25 protein-coding genes are annotated in these 26,760 nt (G+C 38.4%); 20 read left to right on the top strand and 5 right to left on the bottom strand.

Going from position 1 to position 26,760, the window contains the following annotated elements:
• Nucleotides 1–26: 26 nt before the first annotated feature.
• The 4 genes from I2483_RS12810 to I2483_RS12795 all read left to right on the top strand — a co-directional run bounded on the left by I2483_RS12810 (nucleotide 27) and on the right by I2483_RS12795 (nucleotide 2,751).
• On the top strand, nucleotides 27–182 hold the full coding sequence (locus I2483_RS12810; RefSeq protein ID WP_207277532.1) for a hypothetical protein: 156 nt from the start codon (nucleotides 27–29) through the stop codon (nucleotides 180–182).
• Nucleotides 183–355: 173 nt separating this feature from the next.
• Complete coding sequence (locus tag I2483_RS12805) at nucleotides 356–973, top strand: sugar transferase (protein WP_207277531.1); 618 nt, start codon at nucleotides 356–358, stop codon at nucleotides 971–973.
• A complete protein-coding gene (locus I2483_RS12800; protein WP_207277530.1) occupies nucleotides 970–1,605 on the top strand; it encodes an acetyltransferase in 636 nt (211 codons plus the stop codon). The genes I2483_RS12805 and I2483_RS12800 overlap by 4 nt, the downstream gene beginning before the upstream one ends.
• A 3-nt stretch (nucleotides 1,606–1,608) precedes the next feature.
• Complete coding sequence (locus I2483_RS12795) at nucleotides 1,609–2,751, top strand: aminotransferase class I/II-fold pyridoxal phosphate-dependent enzyme (RefSeq protein ID WP_207277529.1); 1,143 nt, start codon at nucleotides 1,609–1,611, stop codon at nucleotides 2,749–2,751.
• 481 nt (nucleotides 2,752–3,232) lie between these two features.
• Here I2483_RS12795 and I2483_RS12790 read toward each other — a convergent pair whose 3' ends face one another.
• Nucleotides 3,233–3,922: a conserved phage C-terminal domain-containing protein gene (locus I2483_RS12790; protein ID WP_207277528.1), complete on the bottom strand. Its 690-nt coding sequence runs from the start codon at nucleotides 3,920–3,922 to the stop codon at nucleotides 3,233–3,235.
• Nucleotides 3,923–4,824: 902 nt separating this feature from the next.
• On the opposite strand from I2483_RS12790, the gene I2483_RS12785 reads away from it, so the two are divergent.
• Nucleotides 4,825–6,075 (top strand): nucleotidyltransferase domain-containing protein, encoded by a 1,251-nt coding sequence (locus I2483_RS12785; RefSeq protein WP_207277527.1) that lies wholly within the window; start codon nucleotides 4,825–4,827, stop codon nucleotides 6,073–6,075.
• Nucleotides 6,076–6,655: 580 nt separating this feature from the next.
• Here the strand turns inward: I2483_RS12785 and I2483_RS12780 are convergent.
• Complete coding sequence (locus I2483_RS12780; RefSeq protein WP_207277526.1) at nucleotides 6,656–6,871, bottom strand: sigma factor; 216 nt, start codon at nucleotides 6,869–6,871, stop codon at nucleotides 6,656–6,658.
• A 405-nt stretch (nucleotides 6,872–7,276) separates the two neighbouring features.
• Between I2483_RS12780 and I2483_RS12775 the strand changes: the two genes are divergently transcribed.
• Nucleotides 7,277–7,786, top strand: a complete 510-nt coding sequence (locus I2483_RS12775; RefSeq protein ID WP_207277525.1) for a competence protein ComK — start codon at nucleotides 7,277–7,279, stop codon at nucleotides 7,784–7,786.
• Nucleotides 7,787–9,408: 1,622 nt separating this feature from the next.
• On the opposite strand, the gene I2483_RS12770 is transcribed toward I2483_RS12775, so the two are convergent.
• Together I2483_RS12770 and I2483_RS12765 are read right to left on the bottom strand one after the other, a co-directional pair.
• Complete coding sequence (locus I2483_RS12770) at nucleotides 9,409–9,660, bottom strand: hypothetical protein (RefSeq protein ID WP_186673037.1); 252 nt, start codon at nucleotides 9,658–9,660, stop codon at nucleotides 9,409–9,411.
• 593 nt (nucleotides 9,661–10,253) lie between these two features.
• Nucleotides 10,254–10,655 (bottom strand): helix-turn-helix domain-containing protein, encoded by a 402-nt coding sequence (locus I2483_RS12765; protein WP_207277524.1) that lies wholly within the window; start codon nucleotides 10,653–10,655, stop codon nucleotides 10,254–10,256.
• Between the two features lie 412 nt (nucleotides 10,656–11,067).
• Between I2483_RS12765 and I2483_RS12760 the strand changes: the two genes are divergently transcribed.
• From I2483_RS12760 to I2483_RS12695, 14 genes are all read left to right on the top strand, one after another.
• The gene (locus I2483_RS12760) at nucleotides 11,068–11,334 is read left to right on the top strand and encodes a helix-turn-helix transcriptional regulator (protein WP_207277523.1); all 267 of its coding nucleotides are present in this window, start codon (nucleotides 11,068–11,070) and stop codon (nucleotides 11,332–11,334) included.
• 74 nt (nucleotides 11,335–11,408) lie between these two features.
• Complete coding sequence (locus tag I2483_RS12755; RefSeq protein ID WP_207277522.1) at nucleotides 11,409–13,349, top strand: asparagine synthase-related protein; 1,941 nt, start codon at nucleotides 11,409–11,411, stop codon at nucleotides 13,347–13,349.
• Between the two features lie 15 nt (nucleotides 13,350–13,364).
• Nucleotides 13,365–13,496 (top strand): paeninodin family lasso peptide, encoded by a 132-nt coding sequence (locus I2483_RS12750; RefSeq protein ID WP_207277521.1) that lies wholly within the window; start codon nucleotides 13,365–13,367, stop codon nucleotides 13,494–13,496.
• A 245-nt stretch (nucleotides 13,497–13,741) separates the two neighbouring features.
• Nucleotides 13,742–14,680, top strand: coding sequence for an HPr kinase/phosphorylase (locus I2483_RS12745; RefSeq protein ID WP_207277520.1), 939 nt, complete (start codon nucleotides 13,742–13,744; stop codon nucleotides 14,678–14,680).
• A complete protein-coding gene (locus I2483_RS12740; RefSeq protein ID WP_207277519.1) occupies nucleotides 14,670–14,960 on the top strand; it encodes a lasso peptide biosynthesis PqqD family chaperone in 291 nt (96 codons plus the stop codon). Before I2483_RS12745 ends, I2483_RS12740 begins: the two co-directional genes overlap by 11 nt.
• A gap of 31 nt (nucleotides 14,961–14,991) precedes the next feature.
• Nucleotides 14,992–15,462 carry a lasso peptide biosynthesis B2 protein gene (locus tag I2483_RS12735; protein WP_207277518.1) on the top strand — a complete coding sequence of 157 codons (471 nt, stop codon included), beginning with the start codon at nucleotides 14,992–14,994 and terminating at the stop codon, nucleotides 15,460–15,462.
• Between the two features lie 231 nt (nucleotides 15,463–15,693).
• Nucleotides 15,694–17,493 carry an ABC transporter ATP-binding protein gene (locus I2483_RS12730; RefSeq protein ID WP_207277517.1) on the top strand — a complete coding sequence of 600 codons (1,800 nt, stop codon included), beginning with the start codon at nucleotides 15,694–15,696 and terminating at the stop codon, nucleotides 17,491–17,493.
• Between the two features lie 173 nt (nucleotides 17,494–17,666).
• Nucleotides 17,667–18,632 carry an LCP family protein gene (locus tag I2483_RS12725; protein WP_207277567.1) on the top strand — a complete coding sequence of 322 codons (966 nt, stop codon included), beginning with the start codon at nucleotides 17,667–17,669 and terminating at the stop codon, nucleotides 18,630–18,632.
• 848 nt (nucleotides 18,633–19,480) lie between these two features.
• The gene (locus I2483_RS12720; RefSeq protein ID WP_207277516.1) at nucleotides 19,481–19,981 is read left to right on the top strand and encodes a glycoside hydrolase family 18 protein; all 501 of its coding nucleotides are present in this window, start codon (nucleotides 19,481–19,483) and stop codon (nucleotides 19,979–19,981) included.
• A 218-nt stretch (nucleotides 19,982–20,199) separates the two neighbouring features.
• Nucleotides 20,200–21,384: a PrsW family intramembrane metalloprotease gene (locus I2483_RS12715; protein WP_255550428.1), complete on the top strand. Its 1,185-nt coding sequence runs from the start codon at nucleotides 20,200–20,202 to the stop codon at nucleotides 21,382–21,384.
• A complete protein-coding gene (locus I2483_RS12710) occupies nucleotides 21,381–22,979 on the top strand; it encodes a DUF2628 domain-containing protein (protein WP_207277515.1) in 1,599 nt (532 codons plus the stop codon). Before I2483_RS12715 ends, I2483_RS12710 begins: the two co-directional genes overlap by 4 nt.
• 297 nt (nucleotides 22,980–23,276) lie before the next feature.
• Nucleotides 23,277–23,771 (top strand): IS110 family transposase, encoded by a 495-nt coding sequence (locus I2483_RS12705; RefSeq protein ID WP_255550427.1) that lies wholly within the window; start codon nucleotides 23,277–23,279, stop codon nucleotides 23,769–23,771.
• A gap of 195 nt (nucleotides 23,772–23,966) precedes the next feature.
• On the top strand, nucleotides 23,967–24,704 hold the full coding sequence (locus I2483_RS12700) for a hypothetical protein (protein WP_207277514.1): 738 nt from the start codon (nucleotides 23,967–23,969) through the stop codon (nucleotides 24,702–24,704).
• The gene (locus I2483_RS12695) at nucleotides 24,705–25,172 is read left to right on the top strand and encodes a toxin-antitoxin system TumE family protein (RefSeq protein WP_207277513.1); all 468 of its coding nucleotides are present in this window, start codon (nucleotides 24,705–24,707) and stop codon (nucleotides 25,170–25,172) included.
• 524 nt (nucleotides 25,173–25,696) lie between these two features.
• Here the strand turns inward: I2483_RS12695 and I2483_RS12690 are convergent.
• Entirely contained in the window at nucleotides 25,697–26,113 is a 417-nt protein-coding gene (locus I2483_RS12690) for a DUF1284 domain-containing protein (protein WP_207277512.1), read from the bottom strand.
• Nucleotides 26,114–26,760 lie beyond the last annotated feature (647 nt).

The following is a 26,760-nucleotide window of genomic DNA, read 5'->3' as shown; positions in this document are numbered from 1 at the left end:
TAACTTGATAATGGATTGATGTACTCATGACAAGGCACATTGTTTTAGAGTTTACAATCGGTACACTCGAGATAATCAAGAAACTTAAAGAGCGTGGAGTAACTAACATTTCCTTAATTGGCTATGATCATGAAGTTGACAAGGAATTAGTGGATGACGCTGCTTACTTGTCAATGATTTAGGCGAAGCCTTATGTAGTGCAAAGTGTAGATGTTTACTTTCATAAATGTATATACTGACTTCCCATTTAGGCATCTCGTGAGATAATAGGTATCATATGGTTTGCAATTGCTAATGAAAATGATGTCCCTCACTTATATTTTACAAAATAACGTTTAGAAATGCGGGCTTTATAATGAAAAGAATATTTGATTTTATCGTAAGTTTACTAGCACTTCTAATTTTATCACCTGTTATAGGTGTTACAGCACTACTCATTCTCACAAAAATCGGTTCTCCGGTTATATTCAAGCAGGAAAGACCAGGATTAAAAAATGAGCCATTCTATGTCATTAAGTTTCGTTCAATGACAGATGAGCGGGATGCACATGGTGAGTTGTTGCCTGATAATGTGCGGTTGACTTCATTTGGTGAGATGATTCGGAAATTTAGTTTGGACGAGTTACCACAACTTTTGAATGTACTGAAAGGTGAAATGAGTTTCGTTGGTCCTCGCCCCTTATTAATGGAGTACTTGCCCCTGTATAATCAGCGACAGTCTAGGCGACATAAAGTACGTCCAGGTATTACAGGTTGGGCACAGGTGAACGGACGAAATGCGATTTCGTGGGAAGAAAAGTTTGAGCTAGATGTGTGGTATGTTGAAAATTGGTCATTTTGGTTGGATATCAAGATTTTATTCATGACAGTACTGAAAGTGTTCAAGTCAGAGGGAATCAGTCAAGATGGACAGGCAACAATGACGAAGTTTTCAGGTGAACTGGCTTCGACGAGTGAGGATGATAAACAATGAAGAAAGTTGTGATCATCGGCGACGGAGGCCATGGAAAAGTTGTTGCAGATATTGTGAATTCGAATAGCGACATGATTGTGTATGCTATCCTTGACGATAAACATGTTGAAGCGTTTATTGAAAATGGTATTTTGAATGGCCCAATTAGTCACGTGACTAAGCTTATTGATAGTAATCAGGACATCCGAGTTGTGTTTGGGATTGGTTCAAATGCTGCGAGGAAAAAGATTTTTGCAGAGTTGGAGATATCTCCAGACAAATATATTCGTGCCATTCATAGTTCAGCCATTGTAAGTCCGAGTGCGAAAATTGGCAATGGGGCTGTTGTAATGCCTGGCGTTATTATAAATGTCGATGCGATTATTGAAGAACACGTTATCGTGAATAGTGGTTGTGTTGTCGAACACGATTGTGTTGTCTCTAAGTTTTCGCATATTTCTCCACTTGCAGTGTTGACTGGTGGCGTTCGAATTGGTGAGGGTACCCATATTGGAGCAGGTGCTTCGGTAATTCCCTTAAAGACGATTGGTGCATGGACAGTCGTTGGTGCAGGTGCTGTCGTTGTATCGGATATAGAGGATCGAGTGACTGTAGTTGGATCACCAGCAAGAGTGATAAAGAGAGAAGGCTAATAAATGACGAAACGAATCCTACTATCTTCCCCTCACATGAGTGGGAACGAACAGAAATACATAAATGAAGCATTCGAAACCAACTGGATTGCGCCACTTGGGCCGAATGTGAATGCGTTTGAAAAAGAATTAGCTGAATATGCGGGAACAGCAGGAGCAGCGGCAACATCGTCTGGTACAGCGGCCATTCATTTGGCGCTAGATCTTGTCGGAGTAAAGCGTGGAGATCGAGTTTTTTGCGCGAGTTTGACGTTTGTTGCAAGTGCAAATCCGATTCTTTACCTTGGTGCGGAACCGGTATTTATTGATTCGGAAGAAGAGACTTGGAATATGTCTCCTGTTGCGCTCAAGCGTGCATTGGAAGAACTAAATTCAGTTGAAAAGCTACCTAAAGCCGTTATCGTCGTGAATCTGTATGGTCATAGTGCCAAGATGGATGAATTAATGGCGATATGTGATGAATATGGTGTTCCAGTTATTGAAGATGCAGCAGAATCGCTTGGTTCTTTATACAAAGGGAAGAAAAGTGGTTCGTTTGGTCAATTTGGCGTTTATTCATTTAACGGTAATAAGATTATTACAACTTCCGGCGGAGGAATGCTAGTTTCGAATGATGTAGATGCATTGGCACAGTCGCGTTTCCTGGCAACGCAAGCACGGGATACAGCACCGCATTACCAGCATAGTGTTGTCGGCTATAACTACCGGATGAGCAACATACTAGCAGGTGTAGGCCGTGGACAGCTTGAAGTATTGGACGACCGTGTTAAGGCTAAACGCGATGTGTTTGACCGCTATGTGGAAGCGTTAGGTGACATAGAAGGTGTTCATTTCATGCCGGAGTTAGAAGATACGTTTTCAAACCGCTGGCTGACAACGTTGACGTTGGATCCAGACAAGGTAAGTATCACGCCATACGCGTTAATAGATGTCCTGGAAGCGGAGAACATCGAAGCACGTCCAGTGTGGAAGCCGTTGCATATGCAGCCGTTGTTTGAGGATTGTAAGTTCTATGCGCATGCGCAAGAGACAATTGTGAGTGAGCGGTTGTTTGCGGAAGGGCTTTGTCTGCCGTCGGGGTCGAATATGACGGTGGAGGAGCAGGAGAGGGTTATAATTCTTCTTAAGAAGCACTTGTCGAACTAAAATGTTAATGTGACCTCAGCTATATGATTGAAAGCGGCTGACAAAATTTAAGATGCTTTAATTTAAAAAAGTAATCACCTAAAATTCTGAAAGGAAATGGTGGTTATTTTTTTTGTTAACTCAGTGTCAGGTACCTGTGCAAGGGACTATTCTGTCAATTCACTTCAATTCAATTACATATTTATGAACAGGAGATTAGATAGGTACCTGATTATCTAATCTCTATTGTTTTTTTATACAATTGGTTGAATTGTTCATTGTTTATTTTAAATTAGAAGATATCAAACCTGTCATTGTTTACTTCACTTTAGATGTCAACAAAGTCTCCACTTAAGACGGTTTGACCCCACTTTAAGCAGGAAATGGTGGTCAAATTTTCATTACGGGTCGAAAATAGGGTGTAAATAAATATTTTGAGGCTTTATCAGTTACTGCCGGAATAGTGCACTAATTTTTTAATCTGTTCATGACACGGCATCCGTTACGCCTCCCCTTCGCTAAAGTCTAATTCGAGTGGCTTTGGTGGACTGCTTTCTGGCAAGTCACTGGCCCCCGATTCTTCCAAATAGTTCCCATGGAAGGGCGTAAATACTTCTGCCAATGTGTACCCTTCACTGAAACGCCCTTTCACCAATCGTGCAGTATCCTTCGAAGACGCTTTAAATTGCTTGCCAGCTTTGTCATTCAAATAATCAATGACAGACACAACGTCGTCCTCGACAAGTTCTTCTTTAATACTCTTATTTTCTTTGGTTATTGCTAGGGGTGTTTTGCCCTCTGTAGAGGGGGCAATTCGCACTTCCTCGTGGGTTGATTTTGCCGTCGTCGATGGCGCATGTTGCACCGCCTGACTTTGCAACTTTGTATAATTAATGCGGTTCCATTTCGTCTTGTCCATTTTCATCCGATAATACGAAGAGGTCGAAATGATATAGCCGCTATCTTCCAGTCTACGAATCGCTCTTTTAATCGTATCGACAGACCAAAATGGGAACTCTTCGTTTTTCCGCTCTTCATACGTTTTGTAAACCGACTTATACCCATTCCGCACATTCGTCGAGATGAGCGATTTAAAATGCAGTTGCTGAAGTAAAATGGCCGCGTTTAATCCTACTAGCATCGCAAGCGACGAAATCACTTGAAGCGGCGACTCTTTTATAAAAAAATTCATTACAAATCCATCACGAATCCTCCTTTGGTGAATGATGTCCAAATGCGCAAGCGCCTAGACGGGAACAAAAGCGTAGGGCGCCGTCTAGCCCCGACAAACACATTTCTGCCTACTAGCGAGAGTTTTTTGACGACAGCATGACGTCTTTTACCTAGACGAACGATGCTTTCGCCCTCTATATAGACTATCCATTTGAAAAAGGATACAACATGATGAATTGATTTTTTCTTCACAATAGTAATGATTACGACCATAAGAATGAACCACTTCTGCTATGTTTTTTACCAGCGGTTGAAAATGAGGTGATGTCAAGAAGTGAAAATTTACATCGTTAAGGATTTTAGTGTCAGCGTACCTGATTATCTAATCTATATTGTTTTTTTTATACAATTGGATGAATTGTTGGTTTTTCTCTTGTTGCACCCACACAATTAATCCCGCGGATTTCCGACGAATTTCAATTATGGAAAGACCGAAGGTATTTGAAGAGTCAAGGGATAAATAATTTTGACTCTTTGGGTGCAGTGTAACGGGGACGATCATTAGATTTTATAGTGGCATCAGAAAGCACCTCCTTCAATTAATAAGTTTATCGTACCAGGAGGTGCTACAGGTGAATGTGCGTTGTTTGATTGTGAGCTTCCGGTTTAACCTACATAACTTTACAAATCACTATTTTATTTTGCAAAGTTGAAAATAAATGAAGGTAATTACATTTATGTGTCGAATTAGGATGAATAGGAAAAGGTTGCGGTGTATTGTGACTAGATTCATAGCAATGTTTGAAATTGAATCCAAATAAACGAATGGTAATAGGTTACTAGTTGAAAGATAACAGTAGATAGAAACTGTGCGAAGATGTACCTCATTGTGAAAAACAATGGAAAAGGGGGAAACGGGTAATGGATAACAATAATGATCTTGATTTGTCGTTTATGCCAAAGGAATTAAAACTGTTACTTCAAATTATGCAGACAGAAAATCCCGGATATCAAGGATGCCTCAATAAAGAACTTTTCGCGGAAATTGATTGGGAGTTATTCCTAAAACTGGCTAGGCATCATCGGATCTATCCATTAATTTATTCGAATCTGAGTAAAATGGATGAGAAGTTAATTCCTTCACATGTACTTCATACCTTAAGCCAAGAGTACAAAGAAAATACGTTTCAAATGCTTAACTTAAGTGGAGAAATGGAACGGATAAGTCAATTATTTAATGAAAATGGTATTCGCTCCCTTTTTCTGAAAGGTCCAGTAATTGCAGACGCGATTTTCGGTGATATTTCACTCAGAACCTCCAAAGATTTAGATATTTTAGTACCCAAATTGGATGTTAACAAAACTGAAGCACTATTATTGAGTTGTGGATATGAAAGAGAGGAAACGCGTTCACCATTTAAAATGGACAAGTGGAGAAGTCACCATGTATGTTATTACCATTCACAAAAGAGAATTCAAATTGAAATCCATTGGAGACTCTATACTCCCCCGGCGAAGGAGCCTAGCTTTGATGAGTTGTGGGAGCGAAAAAGGCTTAGTACACTCACAAGCTACCCCGTCTATTTCTTCGGAGAAGAGGACTTGTTTTTATTTCTTGTTGGTCATGGTGCTAAGCATGGGTGGTTTCGTCTTCGGTGGTTGGCTGATATTGACCAAATCATAAGGAATGGAAAATTTCCATTATTAATAAAACATCAACGTCATTTAGTAGGACAAGCACTCCTATTAGCATCCCAGTTATTAAAAACCCAAATTCCTGAAGTGTTCGTACCATTTACAGTAGAAAAACGTTCAAGAAAACTAGCTGAATTGGCAACATATTATCTTGTAGAAATGGGTTATGTATCGATTAATCAATCGTCCAAAGAACCTTTAATTAATCACGATAAGCTTCATCCATTATTAAGTAAGCCAAAATTCAAAAGGTGGTTCACCCTATTTTATTATAATTACTCAGTAAAAACCAATATCCAGAAAGTTATTTATGTTTTGCTACACTTTTATCCGCAATCTGCGGATGTACAGACATTGCGTTTGCCTAAACCTCTTTACTTTTTGTATTTTCCGTTACGTCCTTTTTTTGTAGTCTGGAGAAAGTCTAGTAAACTTACACTAACAGTAAAGAGAATTCAAAAAGCAGAAAATAAATGATGCCTGAAAATAAAATAAGCAGTAATTCCTAAAAGGCATCCACCTATGCGTAATGGGGGGATGCTTTTAGTTGTGGATCTATCAGTAAGCGTAAAATTTGACGCTTCCGTGAAAGGCAAAACCAGCGTTTTTTGTAAGGGGGTCGTCCCATAAGTCAGGAAATTAGCGACCTATAGGACAACCGCTTTTCTTATTGTCTAACTCCAGGCGCTAACTTCTCGGGTCATAAGTCGTTTTACTGCGAGGGCTGAAGGACGCCCTCTTCATAAACCGTCTTATGCCTGTCGGAGCTAAGCAGCGCCTTCCGCTTTTCTAGGTTAATTCACTTCTCAATTTCACCAGCATCCGCTCCCTCCTCTTCTTTATTCCAGCAACCGTAATGCCGACTCTTTCAGCACATTCGGTAAGTGTGAACCCTTCGATGAACAGCCACTTGACGAGATCCCTCTCAAGCAGGGGACAATATATCCAGCGCTTCGGCAAGTCCATTTGACGCTCCATAATGGACATCGAATTCGGCTTCAATTGCATTCTCCAAGAACTAGTCTTCCATCTGCGTTACATGCTCCTCAAATCGGTTTTATTTTTTCAATTCATCCAACATGGCACCTCGAATGCTTCGATAGGCAAATGGCGTAAAATTCCCTTTGGCGTCGTCAAAACGGTTCCATGCTTGCCATAAAGCGACCCTGGCAGCCTGTCTGAAATTTTCATGGTCACGGTAAATATTCAATTTGCGGATAGATGCGGATATCATTGGTTCATACTGTTCCAAAACGTCTTCGAAATTCATCATTTGAGCGGCCTTCCAGACCGTGCACGATACGTTGTATTCCCGGGTGACTACATCGTAGTACATTCGAAAGAGGGAATCCAATGAGCGTTTGTGACGTTTGGCGTGCCATACGTGATGAATTGAAGGTTGAAACATGACTTTTGGTCTATGGATAGTTGTGTTATCCATTCTATTTAATTTAATACGGTTATGAACTTGTATAGGGGTCTAATTACAGCGATGGTGCGCACAATCTACCGCGATAATTTCAAGTACCTATAATGCTGTTCAGGAAACTATCGTGATGTTTTACTATTCATGAACTTATGGTTAGGTAGTGAAAAAACAAATAAATTTAGTTAAATATGACTATTCACATTAATGTGTTAGTGATAAAATAATTACATAAGAAAGGGAGGTTAGATAATGAAAATCTGTGATTCGTATTGGATAGACCATGCACTAGTAGTCGAACATTTCTATGACGGAATACATCAATCGAGAATATATACTACCGAGGGTATCAAACTATCAACACTGACCCCAATTGAATTACTTGATAAAGCCTGTATGCGATATGCTTCTACACTTGAGGGCCGTAGAGTATCCGCGAGTAAGACATTAAACTACTCCAATAAAACACCGATTGTTATTGCACCCTATAATCTAGGTGCTTTTCCAACATCCTCTTATAAAAAGGATGATTGCGTTTGGATTTTTAATCATCCTTTTCAAGTTGAACAATTATCGGGTGGTAGGTCATTAGTGAAATTCGATCAAGGGACGACAATCACTGTAAACGTTTCCAAACATACTTTATTGAAACAACAGCAAAGGCTTCACACATTGCTAGACATTTTTAGCAATGCGGAACGCCGAATGCTTCTCTATCTTTCAAAAGACACTCAAAAAAATGAATTCCAACGACCTATATAAGAACCTTAATATGGCTGCGAAATAAAGTGTTGACTTACATAGTAGAAGATATAGCTAGTAGATCATGGGATGCCACTGTTAGTACTGATATAATTTCCGGATATCTATGTTTGAAACCAACCCCTAAAATTGCAAAATCCTTTCGATTTCTATATTTTCCGTTACGCCCCTTTCTATTGGCGTTTAGAAAGACAAGGAAACTATCAAAGTTATACTAATGAGTGTGGAGGATTAACTACAAAAAGCCATTCCTCTTTTAAATGAATGTTGGTAAGCAGGTAGGAGAAAAGTGATGAATAGTGTCAAATTTGGGGGAAACTTAAGCGACCATTTTATTCCTAAAGAATAAAATAGTCGCTCATTTTGTTTTTATTGGGTTTCATGAGTTTGAATGTCTGTTGTATTAAAAGTCGGAGAATCTAAAAGGCTATACAAGTTGAAAGGAGAAGGTGAATTTTACCACTATATTCAAGCTGGGGTAGTTGAAGAAATTCGGCGCGACTTCGCTTCTATACTTCTGCCTATTTAATTCGCTAGCGCTATCTTGCGCACAACAAAGTGCCGGGCTAATGTTTGGAGCTTATTATGGTTTTGCAATTATCGTAGATGGTAAAAGGGGATATTTACGCTGCAGTCTATTATCGAGGTGGCAAACTAAACTATAAAGTGAATCAAAAAAAGCGGTGATAAGATTCGGGAATCATCTACCGCAAGTCGGATTTAGTTATAATTGGAATTGTGACTGTTAGACCAATTGTCGTAATGCTGAATAGTAAAGATCTTCATCATTCTCATAGGCTAAGGGTATAATTTCGCCATTATCGTTTACAAACACCATCTTATCTCGATGTATTTTACCAGTAATAATCGAGAAGGAACGACTATTATCTTGAAACTCTGGCATTGTAAAATGAACGACATCGTGAATATGGGAAGCTAACTCAATGTAATTAGTGAAAATATAATAGTTGTTCACCATATAAGCTTTGATTGTCATCACCTACTTTTATCGATTTAGCGGTCAGTGGGGCATACGATATCTATTCAGCTTAAACGAGTGAATGGCAATTGCAGCGCTATGGTTAAGGTAAACGCTATGTTCGATAAAGTTCCTTCCTCATATCCTAGGCTGGGAAGAACGTGTGAAACGTATATAGGTGAATGAGGATGTCTCCCTTCCAGGTTAAAGTTGTTAACAATTGAATAGTTATAATAGTCCGTTACTACAATTAAACTATAATTTGGTTTTTATTTCAACCGAACTTTATTCCTATTGTTACTAGATAGAGAGATAACTTTCCAAGGAGTATTCTAGCTTCTTTTGTTTGAACCTGTACGCATGTATAACCGTCAAATAGAAATGGCTCTTACACTTTTTTTGTGACCAATCATTGCATTCGCATAATCGAATCAATTCAGCTATCGCTAGTATGCGTAAAGGTAATCACTACGCTGACGTTCGTTTACTTTTTATGGTTTTGTAAGTTATGTAGGAAGGCGGTGAGGGATATGTGAATCGCCGACGATTGTCGAGGAGGCAAACTGAACTAAAAAGTGAATTGAAAAAAACGGTGATAGATTCGAGAATCATCAACCGCAAGTTTAATATAAAATAAGGACCGTTAGATCAATTGTCTTAATGCTGAATAGTAAAGATCGTCTTCTTGCTCAAACGCTAAGGGAATAATATCACCGTTATCGTTTACGAACACCATCTCGTCCTGGTGTATCTTTCCAGTAATAATTGAGAAGGAACGTCTATTATCTTGAAACGTTGGCCTTGTAAAATGAATAACATCGTGAATATGGGAAGATAACTCATTGTAATCAGTAAAAATATAATAGTCGTTCACCATATAAGCTTTGATTGTCATCACCTACTTTTATCGATTTTGCGGTCAGCGGTGCCTACTATTTATCTATAACGATTGAATGGGAACTCAAGGACTAAGGAAAACGCAATCCTCGATAAAGCTCTTTCTTCATCCTAGACTGGGAAGAACTTTCGAGGTTCGTAAAGATAACTCGATACTCGCTCTTTAGTAGTGAGCTTTTAAAATATTGGAATAGGTATAATAATCTATTATCATAATTAAACTACAATTTGGAATTTTTTTCAACTAACCTTAATGCCTATTGTTACTAGCCATTCAGGGTTTTTTATGTATAGACTTTATACCTATGAGTGAAAGGAGTAAAGTTTGGGTTGGTGGAATGTTCTGTTTTCTTGGTTAGATAAGTACGGTATGCTTTTTTCGTCTAATCGGTTTCATTGAATTGGCTTAATAACTAAGGTTGATAGCAATAGTGATTAAAATAGAGGATGTGTGAGGGCATTAGAATTCTACAGATAAAAGGGGTGTGAAGGACGTATTCTACTCAACAAAAAAACGCCTTTTCTAGTAATTGATGGATTACACATCATTTACAAAAAAGGTGTTCTTATATGAGCCATAAACTATAAAGCTTATTCGGATTCTTTTAATCCAGAAACAGTTACCAGAAAAGCGATGAGCGCTATTTTATCGGCTTTTTTTAGTTCAACACCTTGAAAGGTTACCGACATGTCCATAATGTTCTCCAGTACAAATTGTTCGTTGCATTTTAAATGGTTGCCAGAGTAATTCTCCACCTGCTGTTCAACCGTTTCGTGTTGCTTCGGGAGAAACCCAGCAAGCATTAGCAACTCATTCACATCCGCGTCCAATGGGTTTGCAAGAGAAAAAATGGATTCCCTTGAAGGATTATATCTCCCTTTTTCCAAAGAGGCAATAAAGGAATAGCTTAAGTTCGATTGCTCAGCTAAACTTCGCAATGTTAGTTTTTTTTCCTCACGTAATTTACGAATTCGAGTTCCGAATTTATTCACACAAACTCACATCCATTCTCGTCTTTAAATGATGATGCCCTACAACATACATAGACCCAAAATTAGCATGGTTATCAGTATCAACTGTGCCCTGGTAGTTGATGGTAAAAGATAGCTCCATTTTTGGGGAGGAGGCAGCAGTGAAGCATCGGAATTATTAACCAATCAGAAATACACCTACGTACATAATAACCCAAAAACATGAAAAGTAGTAGATTAAACTTACAGAAAACGATGAATTTTGTCAGATTAAGTCGTATGCACTAGTACAACCCTGTGAAAGTCGAACGTTTTCATAGTGAAAAAAATGAGTTATGTAAAGTTTCTAATTTTGTGTTGACGTAAAAAACAAAAAGGGGTATGATGTGTTGTATTACGAAACAAAGGGACTTTAGGTGGAGGGATACTCAAATTGTTGGCTAACAACATTAAAAAATATCGGCAAACTATAAATGCTACTCAAGAGGAAATGGCAACACAGATCGGTATTGGTCGAACAGCCCTATCAAGAATTGAGAATGGGGCGTACTCCCCGAGTGCTAAGACGATGAAAAAAATATCGGACTACTTTAACTTACCAATTGGCGATATTTTTTTTAATACTGATGTTTCGAAAAACAACACTAAAGGCGTGTTTGAGACTGATCAATATGTTTGTCCAACAAGGGGAAATGAATAAACGTGTTTTGTTTGTACGCTTATCTACACAATAAATACCCATAAATGCCTAAAAGAGAAAGGGGGGAGAGAAGTATGAGTGCTATAGCCGGTATTTATCATTTAAATGGCGAACCAATAAATATCCAACATGGCCGTGACTTGATGAAGGCTTTACAGAAGTACCCCGCCGATGCGGTTCAAACATGGCACTTAGATTCTATTTTCCTCGGATGTCATGCACAATGGATTACCCCTGAATCTGTGGGGGAACAGCTGCCGTTTTACGATTATGAAAGGCAGTGTGCCATTACTGCAGATGCGATTATAGATAATCGAAAAGATTTATTTGAGCGATTACAAATTGAATCGTCGCTCCAAAAGCACATTACGGACAGTGAACTCATTTTACGTGCTTACTATAAATGGAATGAAGAGGCACCGAAGTTTTTAGTGGGTGATTTCGCCTTTATGATTTGGGATCAGAAACAACAAAGGCTGTTCGGGGCTAGAGATTTCTCGGGGAGTCGAACACTGTATTATCAAAAAAGTCATGACAAGTTTGCTTTTTGTACGATAATAGAGCCGCTAATGACACTACCGTTTATAGAAAAAAAACTAAATGAACAGTGGCTGGCGGAATATTTAGCGATAACTGGACCGGGTGATGGGGTTGATTCCTCAATAACGCCCTATCTACATATTGGACAAGTACCCCCATCTCATAGCATTTTGGTAGAGAAAAATAAGGTTACACTCAATCGCCATTCGTATGTAACGAAAGGCAAGACACTCAAATTGAAGTCAAATGAGGAATATGTTGAAGCTTTTCAACATGTCTTTCAAGAGGCTGTGACCACTAGATTAAGGACACATAAAGAGGTTGGATCGCAGTTAAGTGGTGGTTTAGATTCAGGAGCCGTTGTCGGCTTTGCCGCAAAAGAGCTCCAAAAGGAAAACAAGCGGTTACATACATTTAGTTATATTCCACCTGGTGATTTTAAGGACTTTACACCCAACTATTTAATGGCAAATGAAAGTCCCCATATTAAATCCACAGTCGATTATGTTGGGGGAATTACCGATCATTACTGTGATTTTAAAGGGAAAGACCCATATTCCGAAATCGATCCATTTCTTGACATTCTAGAAAAGCCTTACAAGTTCTTCCCAAATTCATTCTGGTTGAAAGGGATGTTTGAAAAAGCACAGGAAGCAAATGTTGGTGTATTACTGAATGGTGATCGTGGGAATTTTACAGTTTCTTGGGGACCTGCTTTAGATTATTACTCGGTACTTTTAAAAAGGTTTAAATGGATTAAACTCCATCAGGAATTACTTGCCTTTCGTAATAATATGGGCGGCTCTAGATTACGTTACTTGAAGATTATTTCGAGAAAGGGATTCCCTCTTATTGATCGACTCTTCCCGGGGGACCCACCCGATGAAGTTCCAGCTCTCATTAATCCTATTTTCGCCAAAAAGACAGGTGTGTATTCTACCTTTGAAAAATATGGAATTGATCATACAGGTTGGTATGCTAAAGCGGATATTTTTACAGAGAGAAAAAAATACTTTGAAGATGTCTTTCAGTTGAATGGTAGTGGAATCCTTGCTTCAAAACTTTCTTTACAGTACGCCTTATGGAAACGAGACCCAACCAATGACCTACGTATCGTCAAATTCTGTTTAGCGCTACCCGAAAGTCAATACGTACAACATGGCGTAGATCGTTCACTAATTCGAAGAGCAACCAAAAATTATTTACCTGATCAGGTACGATTAAATCAGCGTATTCGAGGTGTCCAAGGAGCTGATTGGGTGCATAGAATGATTCCCCATTGGGATGCATTTAGGGAGGAAGTACAGCAGCTTCGTACCGATCAAAGAATCCTAGAATATATAGATGGTCAAGCCTTACAAGGAGCCTTAACCAAGCTTGAACAGCAACCAGTGGTGGAAGATTACACCAATCCTGACTATACATTTTTAATGCAGGCACTAATTGTTTATCGTTTCTTAAAAAGGTTTGATTGAAAGGAGGTGATATATATGAAAAAGGAATGGAAAACGCCAGAATTAGAAGTGCTTGATGTGCATGAAACAATGGCTGGGTTTACAGGCAATACCTGGGATACTGATATAAAAGCAGGGGAACAAGTCCGTGGGGATGTTTTTTCTTAATTAAGCGAAAAAGAATGTTTGTTTCATGGTCACCTTCAATCCATATTTGTTTGGATTTCATACATATGGAATCCTGTGGGTAGTTAGGTCTGTGCCCCTAATTATCCTATAGATAATAGGGGCTTTACCTAATTTAGTGAATGATATTTTTTATTTTACCTTCATTCGTAAAAAGTACTTGTCTTCGTTTTTGATTCTACAAAGGGGTACTTTGTAGAAATAGCGGGGAAAGGAAGGGATAATATATGCTCAGTAAAAAAAAAACGGTTTATAAAGCGTTTGGCTTAACGATTTCAAGTGAAGTTCCTCTACCGGAATTACCCCAACTTAGTGAAGTGGGGAATGGAACTGATGTGGTGATTGAACATGCTGATCTCTCCCTAGAATGGGCCCAACATTCGGGTTCTGAAAAATACTTTGTCATTAAAAAAGACTGGATTTTGTTTCATTTTCCTGAAAAAGTGATCTTTTTGATTCAACACGGGCGTAAAATCGTCGTCTCCCCAATGAACGGGGCCGATGAAGATGAAATTCGTCTATTTATCCTTGGGACCTGTATGGGAGCAATATTATTGCAACGAAAAATCCTTCCTTTACATGGAAGTGCAATCGCTATAGATGGAAAGGCTTACGCCATCGTAGGTGATTCGGGTGCAGGGAAATCTACCCTTGCTTCTGCATTTTTAAAAAAAGGCTATCAACTGTTAAGTGATGATGTGATATCGGTAACCTTGAATCATGCAAATGTGCCAATTGTAACACCGGCATATCCCCAACAAAAATTATGGTTGGAAAGCTTACATCATTTCGGTATGGAATCGACTGATTATCAACCGCTCTTTGTTAGGGATACAAAATTCGCCATTCCTGTTGAATCACAGTTTGCTACGGAATCACTACCGCTTGCAGGGATATTCGAATTAGTCAAAGGGGATCATCAGGAGATTGCCATTCAACCTATTGAAAAGATGGAGCGTTTTTACAAATTATATACCCATACCTATCGCAATTTCTTTATGCAAGGTTCTGGTTTAATGGAGTGGCATTTTGAGACCTCTTCTAAGATGATGAATCAAATCCAATTCCATCAAATTCGTCGACCGAATTCACGTTTTACGGCTAATGAATTGGCCGAACTTATATTAACTAAACTAGAGGTGGAGGAGAAGGTATATGGTTACTAATCAAAAAGGTTTAGAGAATTCTCTATTTAGTCAACAACCTGGAAACATTGTCAGTGATATGGACGGAGAAAAAGTAATGTTAAGCGTTCAAAGTGGAAAATATTATAATCTAGGGCAATTAGGAGGGGAGATTTGGGAACTTATGAAAGAACCTATTTCCATTGAAACGGTGGTTGTAACCTTACAGGCGAGCTATGAAGTTGAGCAAAATGAGTGCGAAGAACAAGTTGCTGAATTTTTGACTCAATTGCTCGATGAAGGATTGATAATACAAGACTAGTAGATTCATGACTTTCTTTAGGGAGGAAACAATGAATATGGTAAAGAAAGTTCGTGCGTTTTTACGATTAAATATGAAAACTAAATGGCTCCTTATTGAGGTTTACTTCCATTTAGGTAGAGGACGTTATCTGAAGAGCATTCCGTTTTCTAAAGTGGCTCCTTCCCTCGGAGAACAAATGAAAGAGACATCTTTTTCTTCTGTACCATCGAACAAAGGGGAGATTGCGCAGATATCGAAAGCGATTCATCTGATGAGTCGCTATACGTTTTGGGAAAGCCAATGTCTTGTAAAGGCATTCGCTGGCATGAAAATGCTAGAGAAGCGAAATATTGAAAGCACCCTTTACCTAGGTACTGCTAAAGATGAAAAAGGTGGACTTATTGCACACGCATGGTTACGTAGTGGGCCTTATTATGTATCGGGTGCTGAAGTGATGGACAGGTTTACGGTTGTTGCGAAATTTGCTAAAGAAGTCAGCGGAAACAGGCTGGTCCACTAACAGGGATTCTGTTTTTAGTGTTGCTAAGAACATTAAGCTTTTTTTGTTACTTGTGTTTTCAGTTCATGGTGATTCGATCATTTTTAAAAAGACAGCGATACATAATGGGGTTTAGGAGCTGTAAACCATTCCTCATCCTCTTATTTTCTTGCCTCGAAGAAACAGGTTTTGTTGTCCGTACAACATGTAGGTAAAACATGGGGGCAAGGCATACGATTGGAGGATCCGATTTTGAAGTATCTCTTGCATTTCACAAAAAAAATACATGATTACTCAGGAAAAATTCTTTATATCAATCTTATTTGCATGATGTTAATTGGCTTATTAGAAAGTGTAGGGATTTTTTTATTAATCCCACTGATTGGTTTAACAGGTATTTTGGATGTCAGTACAGAAGGAATTTCTTTTTTTAGTTGGATGACTGACTTATTTTTAGGTATTCCAGAAACAATTAGTCTCGTAATCATTTTGGGTGTTTACGTCCTATTAATGGTGGGGCAAAGTATCTTTAAACGGAACCAAACCATCTTGGGGGCGAAAATCCAACAAGGTTTCATTCGACAATTAAAGGAAGAAACGTATAGAAGTTTGCTTCAAGCTAATTGGGGATTTTTTCTCAAAAAAAGGAAATCCGATATTATTAACATCATGACAAATGAAATGTCTAATGTGAGTGCAGGTATTTATTTGTTTTTACAGTTTATATCTTCTCTTATTATTACAATCATACAAATCGCGATAGCGTTTTATTTATCCGTTAAATTGACGAGCTTTATTTTACTTTGCGGGTTACTCCTTATTCTTTTTTCAAAAAAATTCATTAGAAGGTCTCGATCTTTTGGGAAGGAAACAGTTCAGTTAACAGAAACATACTTGGCGGGTATCACGGATCACTTTAATGGCATCAAGGATATTAAAAGTAATTCATTAGAGGAATCTCATTTGAATTGGTTTTTCTCCCTAACTAAAAGGATAGAGCAAAATAGGATTAACTTAACGACTTTAAGTGCAACCTCACAAATGATTTATAAAATGGTTTCGACTATTCTACTTGCAACATTTGTGTTTATTGCCATAAAAATGCTGACAGCTCAGCCAGCACAACTTATGTTGATAATGGTGATTTTTGCAAGGTTGTGGCCAAGGATAGCAGGCATTCAATCAAATTTAGAGCAACTAGGTGCCACGATTCCATCTCTTAAAATCCTATTGAATTTACAAAAAGAAAGTTTGGAAGCAAGAGAGTTACATAATCAAGACTATATAAATGATAAGCCAATGGAGATTTATCACGGATTGGATTGTCTGAATGTTCATTTTAAGTATGGTCAAAATGAGGATACGTATGCGCTGAAAAAAATAGACGTGCACATACCAGCTAATCGCATGACAGCGATAGTAGGACCATCAGGGGCTGGGAAAAGTACGTTAATCGACCTATTGATGGGGTTAAATCAAGCGGATCAGGGATTGGTTACCATTGACCATGAACCTCTTACCACTGATAACTTAGTGTCATTGCGAAAATCGATTAGTTATATTCCACAGGATCCATTTCTGTTTAACGCAACCATTCGAGAAAATTTACTAATCATTGATCCTACTGCAAGTCATGAAACCATTTGGGAAGCGTTAGAGTTTGCGGCAGCTGCTGAATTTGTAAGAAAGCTTCCACAAGGTCTGGATACACGCATAGGTGATAGGGGAATTCGACTATCAGGTGGAGAGAGGCAGCGTCTTGTATTGGCCCGAGCCATTTTACGGAAACCATCCATCCTAGTTTTAGACGAAGCAACAAGTGCATTAGACGTAGAGAACGAAGTGAAGATTCAAGGCGCCATTGAGCGTTTAAAAGGAACGATGACCATCATCGTCATTGCGCACCGCTTATCTACCATTCGTAACGCGGATCAGGTATTAGTAATGGACGCGGGAGAAATCATTCAGGCGGGTGAGTATAACCAGCTAGCGCAAGAAAAGGAAGGGATGTTTGGCAACCTACTAGCTGTCCAAATGCAAACTACCATATGATTTTAACAACTTTGAAGTGCCGAACCGATTTGCAGGATAAATGAGTAGCCTATTGTTTACCTAGTTTAGTGATTCGTGTGTCCTTAATGAATTTTCTAATAAGGATTTTTAAAACCTAAAAGTCGAAGTGGTAACCAAGAAAAATACTAAGGGGTGGGTAGGTGAATTTATTTATGAAAAGTGGCAGAAGAAAAAAGCTAGGCATCTTATTCTTAGTCATGGCATGTATTATCGGAGCGGGGACTCTGTATTGGCAGCTTCAATACAAGAGCGGGTTATCTCTCGCGAGTGAAAGTTTGGATCTAATTGTCGATCCTCCAACTTTTGAGAAGTTCGAGAAGTTTGAAGCTGCGAAGCCGCAAGCTGGTGTGATGAATGTACTGTTAATGGGAAGTGATGCCCGCAAGGATGAAAGTGGAAGATCGGATACGTTAATGATTGCGCATTACAACCAAACGACCAATGATATAAAATTAGTTTCCATCATGAGAGATACGTACGTGGATATTCCGGAACATGGAAAACAAAAAATAAATGCTGCATTCGCTTTTGGTGGTCCAGAACTTGTGAGGAAGACGATTAAGCAAAACTTTGATATCGACGTGCAATACTACGCAACAGTCAACTTTACTGGTTTTTCAAAAATTATGGATGTGATTGCCCCTGACGGGATAGAGGTCGAGGTACCCTTTCCAATCCCTTATGGATCCGGAAAAATTGAGCCAGGCAAACAAGTTTTAAATGGGGACCAGTTATTAGGCTATGTTCGTTTTCGGAACGATGATAAAAATGATTTTGGACGTGTGGAAAGGCAGCAAGAAGTGCTATCAAAAGTGAAGGACCAAGCTATCAGTATTCATACACTACTAAATGTGCCGAAGTTACTTGGACTTACGGAGCCGTATATTGATACTAATATTAACAAGCAGACCCTACTTAAAGTTGGAAAAGGTTTACTCCCTGGAAAATCGGACATGCAGACGTTAAGGATCCCTATTGCGGATTCCTATAAAGATGAACGTGTGGCGGTAGGGGCCGTTCTTAGTATTGATCTTGAGAAAAATAAACAGGCGCTACAGCAGTTCTTATCATCTGAGGATGAAACCGGAAGTGTAAAGGTAGTTGGAAATGGAAATTGAAGATGAAATGTGGGTTGCATTAGAGCAATTGGTTGGGGAACCAGATTCTGGGTGCATGTTTCGAGCTGTGAAGGCAGAAGTAGCAGTTAGCTTAACGTGAGGGGCTCCTTGGTGACATGGAATCTGGAGGAAACGAGCGTCAAACCTCTAGTCTAAGGAACACGAACGTCATTTAAGGCTATGTCCGATTGGGTGAGACTGCCCTCACAACAATGGTTGTTTTTATATCGATATAGGTTGATAGATATACGTAACTAGTTAATTATATCTGAAATATTTGCAGGTGAACTATCAAATTTATTGTTTAGAAATTGGATATAACTAACATACAGGTTAATTATATAAGGGGGGATTCAAGTGAAAAAGTGGTTTGGAAAATTGAAGTGTAAGCTGTCAGGGTACCATCGGATGAGTTACTACTCTGATCGTTGCAGTCGTTGTGGATATGTTCGGACAAATCATACGACAATGTAGTGGGTTTTAAACTCATTGTTAGGCAGATGGTGTATGGAAAATCCAAATTTCTATGAGTAAATTTTAGGTACCTATTCTGGAAATACACTACAATTATATTCTTATAAGCCGTGGATTAGGTATTTACTGCGATATCTAATCTTTTTTGCATGCTTATACAATCGAGTGAGTTGTTCGTTTTTGTTTCTTACAGAGGTACCGATTTTTCGTGGGCTGTTTATTTTGTGCATTACTTCCAGTGGCCCTCTTTCCCGCACTTACTGGCTCATTTCTTCCGCAAGACTCAGTAAAATATATGATATAATGGTTTAATAAGTATGGAATTAATGACCCTTTGCGTTATTTAATGGGAATTTGAGTATAAGGAGCAAGTAATGGAATATCATAATGTGAAACTCATTCATATTGATTGGACAGGCCCCTATTTATTAACAAATATCACTGATCTGATGGATGAGGAAATAGATTATGGAATATATCAGATTTACGGAAAGCATCCTGTGTATGGAAGTAATGTGTTGCTATATATCGGTAAAGCTGATTTTCAAACGCTAGGTAAAAGAATCTCACAAGAGAATTGGTGGGATACGAACGACTCAAGTACTATTATGATTTATGCAGGACGATTAGCTGGCGAATGTACACCCGAAGAAAGTAACTGGTCGAAGGAAATTGATATGGCAGAAAAGTTGTTGATTTACGTTCATAAGCCGGCCTATAATTCCAAAAACCTATCGAATATTCCTGAAATGGATTTGAAAGATGTACATATTTTGAACTGGGGTTCTTATCGTGCACTATTGCCCGAAGTGTCTGGATTAAGGTGGACAAGTAAGTTGGATAGTATTGAACACGGAATATATAGGGTGGATTGACATAAGAGATTACCTTGCAGGGGCCTTCGAAAACGATGCCTGTGCACCGCTTAATTCGGACACTATTCAGACAGTATTAAAAGCAAATGAGAGAAGTCCTAAAAACTTGGCTCATTCTACTCTAGCGAACGACATATTTATTTTCAAAATCAATGTTATGATAGACCTATAGACCCGTAGACTTTTGGGGAAAATGACATTAGTAGGGAAGTGTTTATTTGTTTTGTTTTAACTGCGGTGAAAAAGCCCGAATAGAAGGAATGTTTTGCTCCTCTTGTGGCACAAGACTTGATAGACAATCAGAAAAAAATGATCTTATTGAAAATAAGAGCGGCGAGTATTCAGCCAAGGTGGAGCATGCTACTAAAAGCGTCCCGATTCAAGTAAAAGAAACATTTTTACAAGCGACTGAAAAAATAAACGCGATGGTTGGAGAACAAGGGACTATTGATGTGAATTTGCGAGCTGTTTTTTCAGCTGTATTAAAAAAACATGCGAAGGAAGAAGGAGAAAACCTCTTTATATCTGGTACGAAGATAACAACGCCTTCAGAAAATGAAATCTCTACGACTTGGCCTATGCCTTGGCTGTTTTCAAGGGTATTTATCGTTTTGGCTTTTTCGTATAGTTTACTGTACATATGCACGTATCTATTTGAAAACATGAATGCACTTCCGGGGCTAATTATGGTAGGCTCTTTTGTTGCTCCTTTTTCACTGCTAATTTTCTTTTGGGAAATGAATGCCCCGAGAAATATTAGCATTTACGAAACCGCACAGATGTTCTTTGTGGGAGGTACTGCCTCTTTAGTTTTAACGCTATTTTTATACTCGATATTCCCGGTCTACGACTTAAATTATTCTGGGGCAATTGCTGTAGGTGTAGTAGAGGAAATTGGAAAGTTAGCGGTTGTTATTTATTTTATTCGAAAGTTGAATCCCAAATTTATTTTAAACGGTTTGTTAATAGGAGCAACAATCGGTGCAGGATTCGCTGCTTTTGAATCGGCAGGTTATGCTTTCAATTTAGGCTTGATTTATGGAGACCAAGCTATGATTTCAACTATTTTTAAACGTGCATGGATGTCTGTTGGAACGCATGTTGTTTGGACTGCCATAGCAGGAGCCGCGCTCGTGTACGTATTAGACGGAAACCGATTTAACCAAAGCCATCTTTTAAATTCAAAATTCATTAAATTATTTTCAGTGCCTGTTATTTTGCATTCAATTTGGGATATGCCGCTCTATTTTTTACACCATTTTAATTTTTTATATCTACTGCTAATAATCATTGCGTGGATTTTTATATTTACGTTGATAAATGCAGGACTTCAACAGATTGTAAGATTAAATACCAAGCAAGTTGAAGAAAGTGATTTACAGGTAGGGGAGGATTGTGCATGAATTGCACTCAGTGTGGGGGTACCATTTTCGAAAAAGATCGATTTTGTGGAGCTTGTGGAACTAGCCTTTTGGATGGAAATGTGGAAGCATCCAGTGAGACAGAAAAGACGAATTTGTTAAAAGTTTTTGTGGGAGATAAAAAACAGTCCTATTACTTTGGGAAATGGGAAAAAAGTGAACAAAGATCATGGAACTGGGCTGCTTTCTTTGCTACTTTTTTTTGGCTCGGGTACCGGAAAATGTACAAGTTCGTATTATCAATTTTACTATTTTTTATTGTAGTTGATGGTGTAATCGCCATACTTGGAATTGATGGTACACGAATAAACTATTATATAGGTATCGGCATAGCAGCTGCACTAGGAATAGGCGGGAATTCCGAGTATAAAAAATTTGCACTAAGGGAAATTAATAAGTTAGAAAAGCAATATTCGGAAGGTCAACTTCTTGAAAAAGTACAAAAACGTGGTGGAGGTAGTTGGAAAGGATTTTGGTTAACAGTTGTATTTTTCATCGGTTATGCTCTACTATCTATGATTATAGAGACAGCTGTGCATTCTTTTACCAAAGGAGATAGCACTTCAATAATTCCAGAAGTGACTTTTTATGATTCTAATGATAAGCGAAAAACTGAAGATGTTAAAGAGTTAGATGTATCGCTTTATTTTCCACCGGTTGGATTGCAAAGGTCGTATCTTCATTATGGGACTACTGGGGAAAACCTCATTTCAAATGATGAGGTGATGTCGGAGTTTGATTCGGAAAGAAATGAAATGTTCTATATCCACTCGACAGGTGGTATAGCGAATGAGAAAGTTAATCAATATCAAATTAGTGAAAAAGAGATAAGGCTTGTTTATGTAATAAATGCATTTAAGAATCAAGAGGTAAATGAGGTGGTGATAGCGAATAAAGATGAATGGAAGACGGGAGATGGAGATGATTCAACTAGTTATTTGACGAAAACAGGCTTAACGGTTAAAGTCCCAGCGTCTGTTTTTGAGAATTGTATAGAAGTAGTAAACATAGTTAAAGTAGGTAATGGTGTTTCTAAAATTGTGAAATACTATGCCCCCCAAGTAGGGCTAATTAAAACGGTGTTTATTATAGAAGATGAAGAACATATCTCTCAAGAATTAATTTCAAGTCACTTTTTATCTCAAAATGGTATGCAAAGTGACGATAAGGAAGATATACCGAATATCGTAAATTTCGAGAAGGCTACATATGTAAACGAAGAGTATGGATTTTCATTGGATTATCCAAGCAGTTGGACTAATTGGTTAGAGATCAGTTATGGAAGATGGGCTCTTGATGCTGAAGCGACAATCGATTTTGTTTATGTAAACCCATCTAAAAAAATTGAACAATACGTATTTAGTATACTAATTCACGATGAAATATTTGATGATAGTTATTGGGAAAACAGCAATGGAAGATATATTACCAATGACGGAAATAAAACCTACTCCTTGGCAATTGCCAGTGAACCGAATGCAGAATTACTTAATTCAGAAAACCAAGCGGATTTGGAATTTGTGCGAGGTATGATAGAGGAATTAGATATAATTGAGGATACATTTAAATTTGACTAAAGCCAGAGAATTAAACTTTTAAAAACGATGCCTGTGTACCGCACAATTCAGACGCTAATCAGATAACATAAATAACGAATGAAGGAGTCCTCTGGCCAAACTTGGCTGGAGTTTTTTTACTTCCAAACTAATTTACTACGTAAGCGCCAAATACTCCCCACCCTCTAAATTTTAGGTACCTATTATGTTAAATAGATAGTTGGAAAATGAAAAAACCATTGTTTTCAGGGTATAGGAAAAGTACCAATCACAGAACTTCCTATATACCACCCCATCAAAGAGGAGGAGCTGAAAACAATGGTTACACCATCATTTAATCATATTCAGGGGAAGAACGGAAGTCATTGGAACCGCTTAATGCGCGAAGAGAAGGCAAAGGAATATTGTATTGTAGCGATTGATGCAGCGATGGTATGCACTATCTACGGCGATATTTTACAGGAGCCATTTGAGTTTGACGGATCAATGACAGACTATCAACTGATGAAGAAACACATTGATGCGACGTGTGAGGCTTACTCACTTTCGCAAGTGATTGTCGGAATTGAAACGACGGCGCACTATTATGAAGACATAGTGAGATTTTGTATGGATGAGGGATATATCGTCCGGATATTGAATGCGGCGACGACTGCTAGGGAAAGAGAAACCGTGTTAAATTACACGAAAACGGACCGAGTGGATTTGATGGCGATTGTCCAGTCGTTACTTCATGGGCGTGGTGGGACGAGCGTTGAAAAAGCGATGCCTGTGCACCGCACAATTCAGACACTAATCAGGCAATTTGAATAGCGAATGAAAGGAGTCCTCTGGCCGAACTTGGCTGAAGGTTTTCTTCGCTTCCAAACCAGAAAAGCAATGCCTGTCTTGAATGACGTTCTTTTTTTATTTAAAGGTAAGTATTATTTTTGATTTTTTTGCATATAATGAAACAAAAGTGCTTTTTTGTTTCAACTTTGGTATTCTAGAGGAAAGGAGGGATAATCAATGGTTGTTCTAGAAGCCAATGGTACAAAGCATTCAGTTGGAGTGATGATTGCGGATATGTTAAAAAATTATGAAGACCTCGATAATGTAGGGAAGTTTTCTGTTTATGCTTATACGATTCAGATGAAGTTCACACGCTTTGTAATTGGTATTTCTCCAAGTGAAGATACAGTTTTTGTTGAAGAAAATGTTGAAGGAAAAGAGATTATTGAACAAATAAATTTAGCTATTTCAGGCGATGAAACAGTTAAGGATTTTGCAATTGCAAAATATTATCTGGAGAAGTTATTTTTTGAGATTACTGAGAAAGGTCGACTCATATTTCATTATCGTAGCAATTACCTAGTTTCAAGCAGTGCTATACGCAGTGAATTGAAAGTATCCCGCGCTACAATTATGAGATATGTTGAGAATGGTATGGAAAAGGTGAAAGAGTTAGGCCATAAGTGCTATCCAAAGCATAATGCACTTTATTGGAAAGATGGCGTTTGGGTGTTACGTATTCAAGCCTTACAAGAAAAATTCAAATTACGAAATCAATGTGAAGTAGACCTTATTACAGAAATTGAAGAACAAATAAAAGAATACGAAAAGCAGTATGGCGGATTGTTCAAAAAGGTATTTGCGGATATCGTTAGTGGAGAAGTGAATATTTACGACTTAGAAGAACCGGATGATTATAAAGATTGGCGAGATTTATTAAAGGATCTTGAAAGGATTCGGGGGAAAGACCGGTAAGTGAGAGTTTATCAACAGCGTAGAATTGACGAGATTCAGCGTTTATTCGAAGAAAATCCGGATTTATTTGACACAGAAAATTCCGAAATGGTAAAAGTCAAAGCCAAAGGTATCAGTAAAGTCGTAGCTACACTTCCGTTAATAGACCATCCAGAATACAGAGAAACTATTTTAAATATTTCAGAGAAAGTAGATGAAGATGGAAACATCGAGTCATATCATTATGGTTGGGAACTCTCCCAAAGATTAAAGAAACGAAGTAAGCAAGATAGGCACTTAACTGGATTTGGAAATGAAGATCATTCAGGGCCACCAATGTATGAGCCAGATCCATACCACCATCATCATATTCCACAAATGCCTGCTAAACGTAAACATACCAATGTTAAAGATTTAGAAAAGGTAGTTGAGATTATAAAAAATTACATTGTTGGTGGCTTAATTTACGACAAATCACATACGTTTTAATGTGAAAATCAGTATCGATCATTTGGTTACTGATCTTTTATTTATGTAGATTTAAAGATTAAAAAGCTTATTAGACAAAAAGAAAAACGATGCCTGTGCACTGCACAATTCGAACACCAGTCAGACTATTTAAATAGCGACCACCTATTTTGCGCTTTTTGTATATGCGTAAGCGTCCAATAGTCAACACATTCTAATAGAAGGTTTTCCATGAGATACTCTTTCCAGATTTAAATATCTGGGAGGGGTTTTTTTGAAAAGAAAAGAGAAAGAATTGTATTGGATAGATCAAATAAGTGACTATCGACAAAGTGGAGAATCCCTGATTCAGTGGTGTGAGAAGTGAAAAAAGGGTGCCTGTGCACCGCACGATTCAGTCACTAATCAGACAATTTAGATGACGAATGAAAGTAAGCCCCCAATCAAATTAGTGGGAGCTGCCTGTACACGGTGCCATTCAAAAGCAATTCAGAGTTGTTTTTAAGATATGTGGTGCACAGGCAGGAATCACTATGGGGGTGGGTTTATTTAAGTTTCCTTAAGCCCTTCCCTTCATGAGTCTCTTGAATACCTTCCTCACAAACTCCATATGAACGCCAGGAACAAGTTTCACACACAATTTGAATATCGGAAGGGACGACAAACTTTCGGATACACAACTCAATGTCCTTCCAACTCAGAATTTGTCCGATTTTAATCCCCATTTTCTCTAAAATAAGGGCATCTCTTTTATAAATATTGTCGTCTTGACAGTGGTATTTACCTGAGTTGGGGTATTTTTCACACAATTGATCAGGTCCCTTTACAATCTGAATTAACGTCTTGGGGTAATCTCTCAATGTTTGATGCAAACGTGTCATATTTTCCACGTATTCTTTGGAATAGCCCATTCCCCGATAGCCCAGAAGGCAAAAAAGATGATGACCTCGCAGCTTATACATACTTCTCCCCCCAGTTTACAGATTCAATTAATTATAAGTGTTAACTAAAAAGTTTTATTAGTTAACATACATTATTCATCATAACATATCACACTTGTACAATTGGAACTGATAGACGATTGGTTTCGGGTTTTAATCGTGAGGATTGGATAAAAAAATAGGTCTAAAAATCCATGCCTGTGCACCGCACAATTCAGACACTAGTCAGACAATTTAAATGTAAGCGTTAATTTCAGGTGCCTGCGCAGGCGGTCATGATAGCCTTGGCGGGGCAAGCCAGCGCGTATTGCTGGTTATCCTAGCTTGGGACTCATGCCCATGGAGGCTCTGTGTCAAGTTGTTAACCAGCACATGCCCCTTTGTGGTCATGCTGTAAAAAAACGTTCTCTCCCCAGCTGGCATTGCGTGGTAAATCTCTTGGTGTTCAATGGTTAAAATGATGTCACAAATGGTGAAATCGCGTGGCCGTAATCAGAGATTAACTGATTCTACGCCAACATCGTTCCTAACACACTTTTTTCAATCTGCTCATGACGGTCCATCCTTCACGCCTCCCCTTTGCTAAAGTCTAATTCGAATGGCTTTGGCGGACTGCTCTCTGGCAAGTCACTGACCCTCGATTCTTCCAAATAGTTTTCAAAATTCGT

Origin of the sequence: Sporosarcina sp. E16_3, from assembly GCF_017347125.1 — a bacterium.
Taxonomy (GTDB): Bacteria; Bacillota; Bacilli; order Bacillales_A; family Planococcaceae; genus Sporosarcina.
Note: the sequence above shows the minus strand (reverse complement) of the source record. Positions and strands in the feature narration are given on the sequence as shown.

Coding starts and splice junctions, on each gene's coding strand:
- I2483_RS12780 (WP_207277526.1), bottom strand. CDS start 6,871: ATGATGAATTTCGAAGACGTTTTGGAACAGTATGAACCAATGATATCC.
- I2483_RS12725 (WP_207277567.1), top strand. CDS start 17,667: ATGAAAAGTGGCAGAAGAAAAAAGCTAGGCATCTTATTCTTAGTCATG.
- I2483_RS12750 (WP_207277521.1), top strand. CDS start 13,365: ATGAAAAAGGAATGGAAAACGCCAGAATTAGAAGTGCTTGATGTGCAT.
- I2483_RS12735 (WP_207277518.1), top strand. CDS start 14,992: ATGAATATGGTAAAGAAAGTTCGTGCGTTTTTACGATTAAATATGAAA.
- I2483_RS12720 (WP_207277516.1), top strand. CDS start 19,481: ATGGAATATCATAATGTGAAACTCATTCATATTGATTGGACAGGCCCC.
- I2483_RS12755 (WP_207277522.1), top strand. CDS start 11,409: ATGAGTGCTATAGCCGGTATTTATCATTTAAATGGCGAACCAATAAAT.
- I2483_RS12710 (WP_207277515.1), top strand. CDS start 21,381: ATGAATTGCACTCAGTGTGGGGGTACCATTTTCGAAAAAGATCGATTT.
- I2483_RS12805 (WP_207277531.1), top strand. CDS start 356: ATGAAAAGAATATTTGATTTTATCGTAAGTTTACTAGCACTTCTAATT.
- I2483_RS12790 (WP_207277528.1), bottom strand. CDS start 3,922: ATGAATTTTTTTATAAAAGAGTCGCCGCTTCAAGTGATTTCGTCGCTT.
- I2483_RS12690 (WP_207277512.1), bottom strand. CDS start 26,113: ATGTATAAGCTGCGAGGTCATCATCTTTTTTGCCTTCTGGGCTATCGG.
- I2483_RS12770 (WP_186673037.1), bottom strand. CDS start 9,660: ATGACAATCAAAGCTTATATGGTGAACGACTATTATATTTTTACTGAT.
- I2483_RS12785 (WP_207277527.1), top strand. CDS start 4,825: ATGGATAACAATAATGATCTTGATTTGTCGTTTATGCCAAAGGAATTA.
- I2483_RS12700 (WP_207277514.1), top strand. CDS start 23,967: ATGGTTGTTCTAGAAGCCAATGGTACAAAGCATTCAGTTGGAGTGATG.
- I2483_RS12775 (WP_207277525.1), top strand. CDS start 7,277: ATGAAAATCTGTGATTCGTATTGGATAGACCATGCACTAGTAGTCGAA.
- I2483_RS12795 (WP_207277529.1), top strand. CDS start 1,609: ATGACGAAACGAATCCTACTATCTTCCCCTCACATGAGTGGGAACGAA.
- I2483_RS12740 (WP_207277519.1), top strand. CDS start 14,670: ATGGTTACTAATCAAAAAGGTTTAGAGAATTCTCTATTTAGTCAACAA.
- I2483_RS12800 (WP_207277530.1), top strand. CDS start 970: ATGAAGAAAGTTGTGATCATCGGCGACGGAGGCCATGGAAAAGTTGTT.
- I2483_RS12745 (WP_207277520.1), top strand. CDS start 13,742: ATGCTCAGTAAAAAAAAAACGGTTTATAAAGCGTTTGGCTTAACGATT.
- I2483_RS12705 (WP_255550427.1), top strand. CDS start 23,277: ATGGTTACACCATCATTTAATCATATTCAGGGGAAGAACGGAAGTCAT.
- I2483_RS12810 (WP_207277532.1), top strand. CDS start 27: ATGACAAGGCACATTGTTTTAGAGTTTACAATCGGTACACTCGAGATA.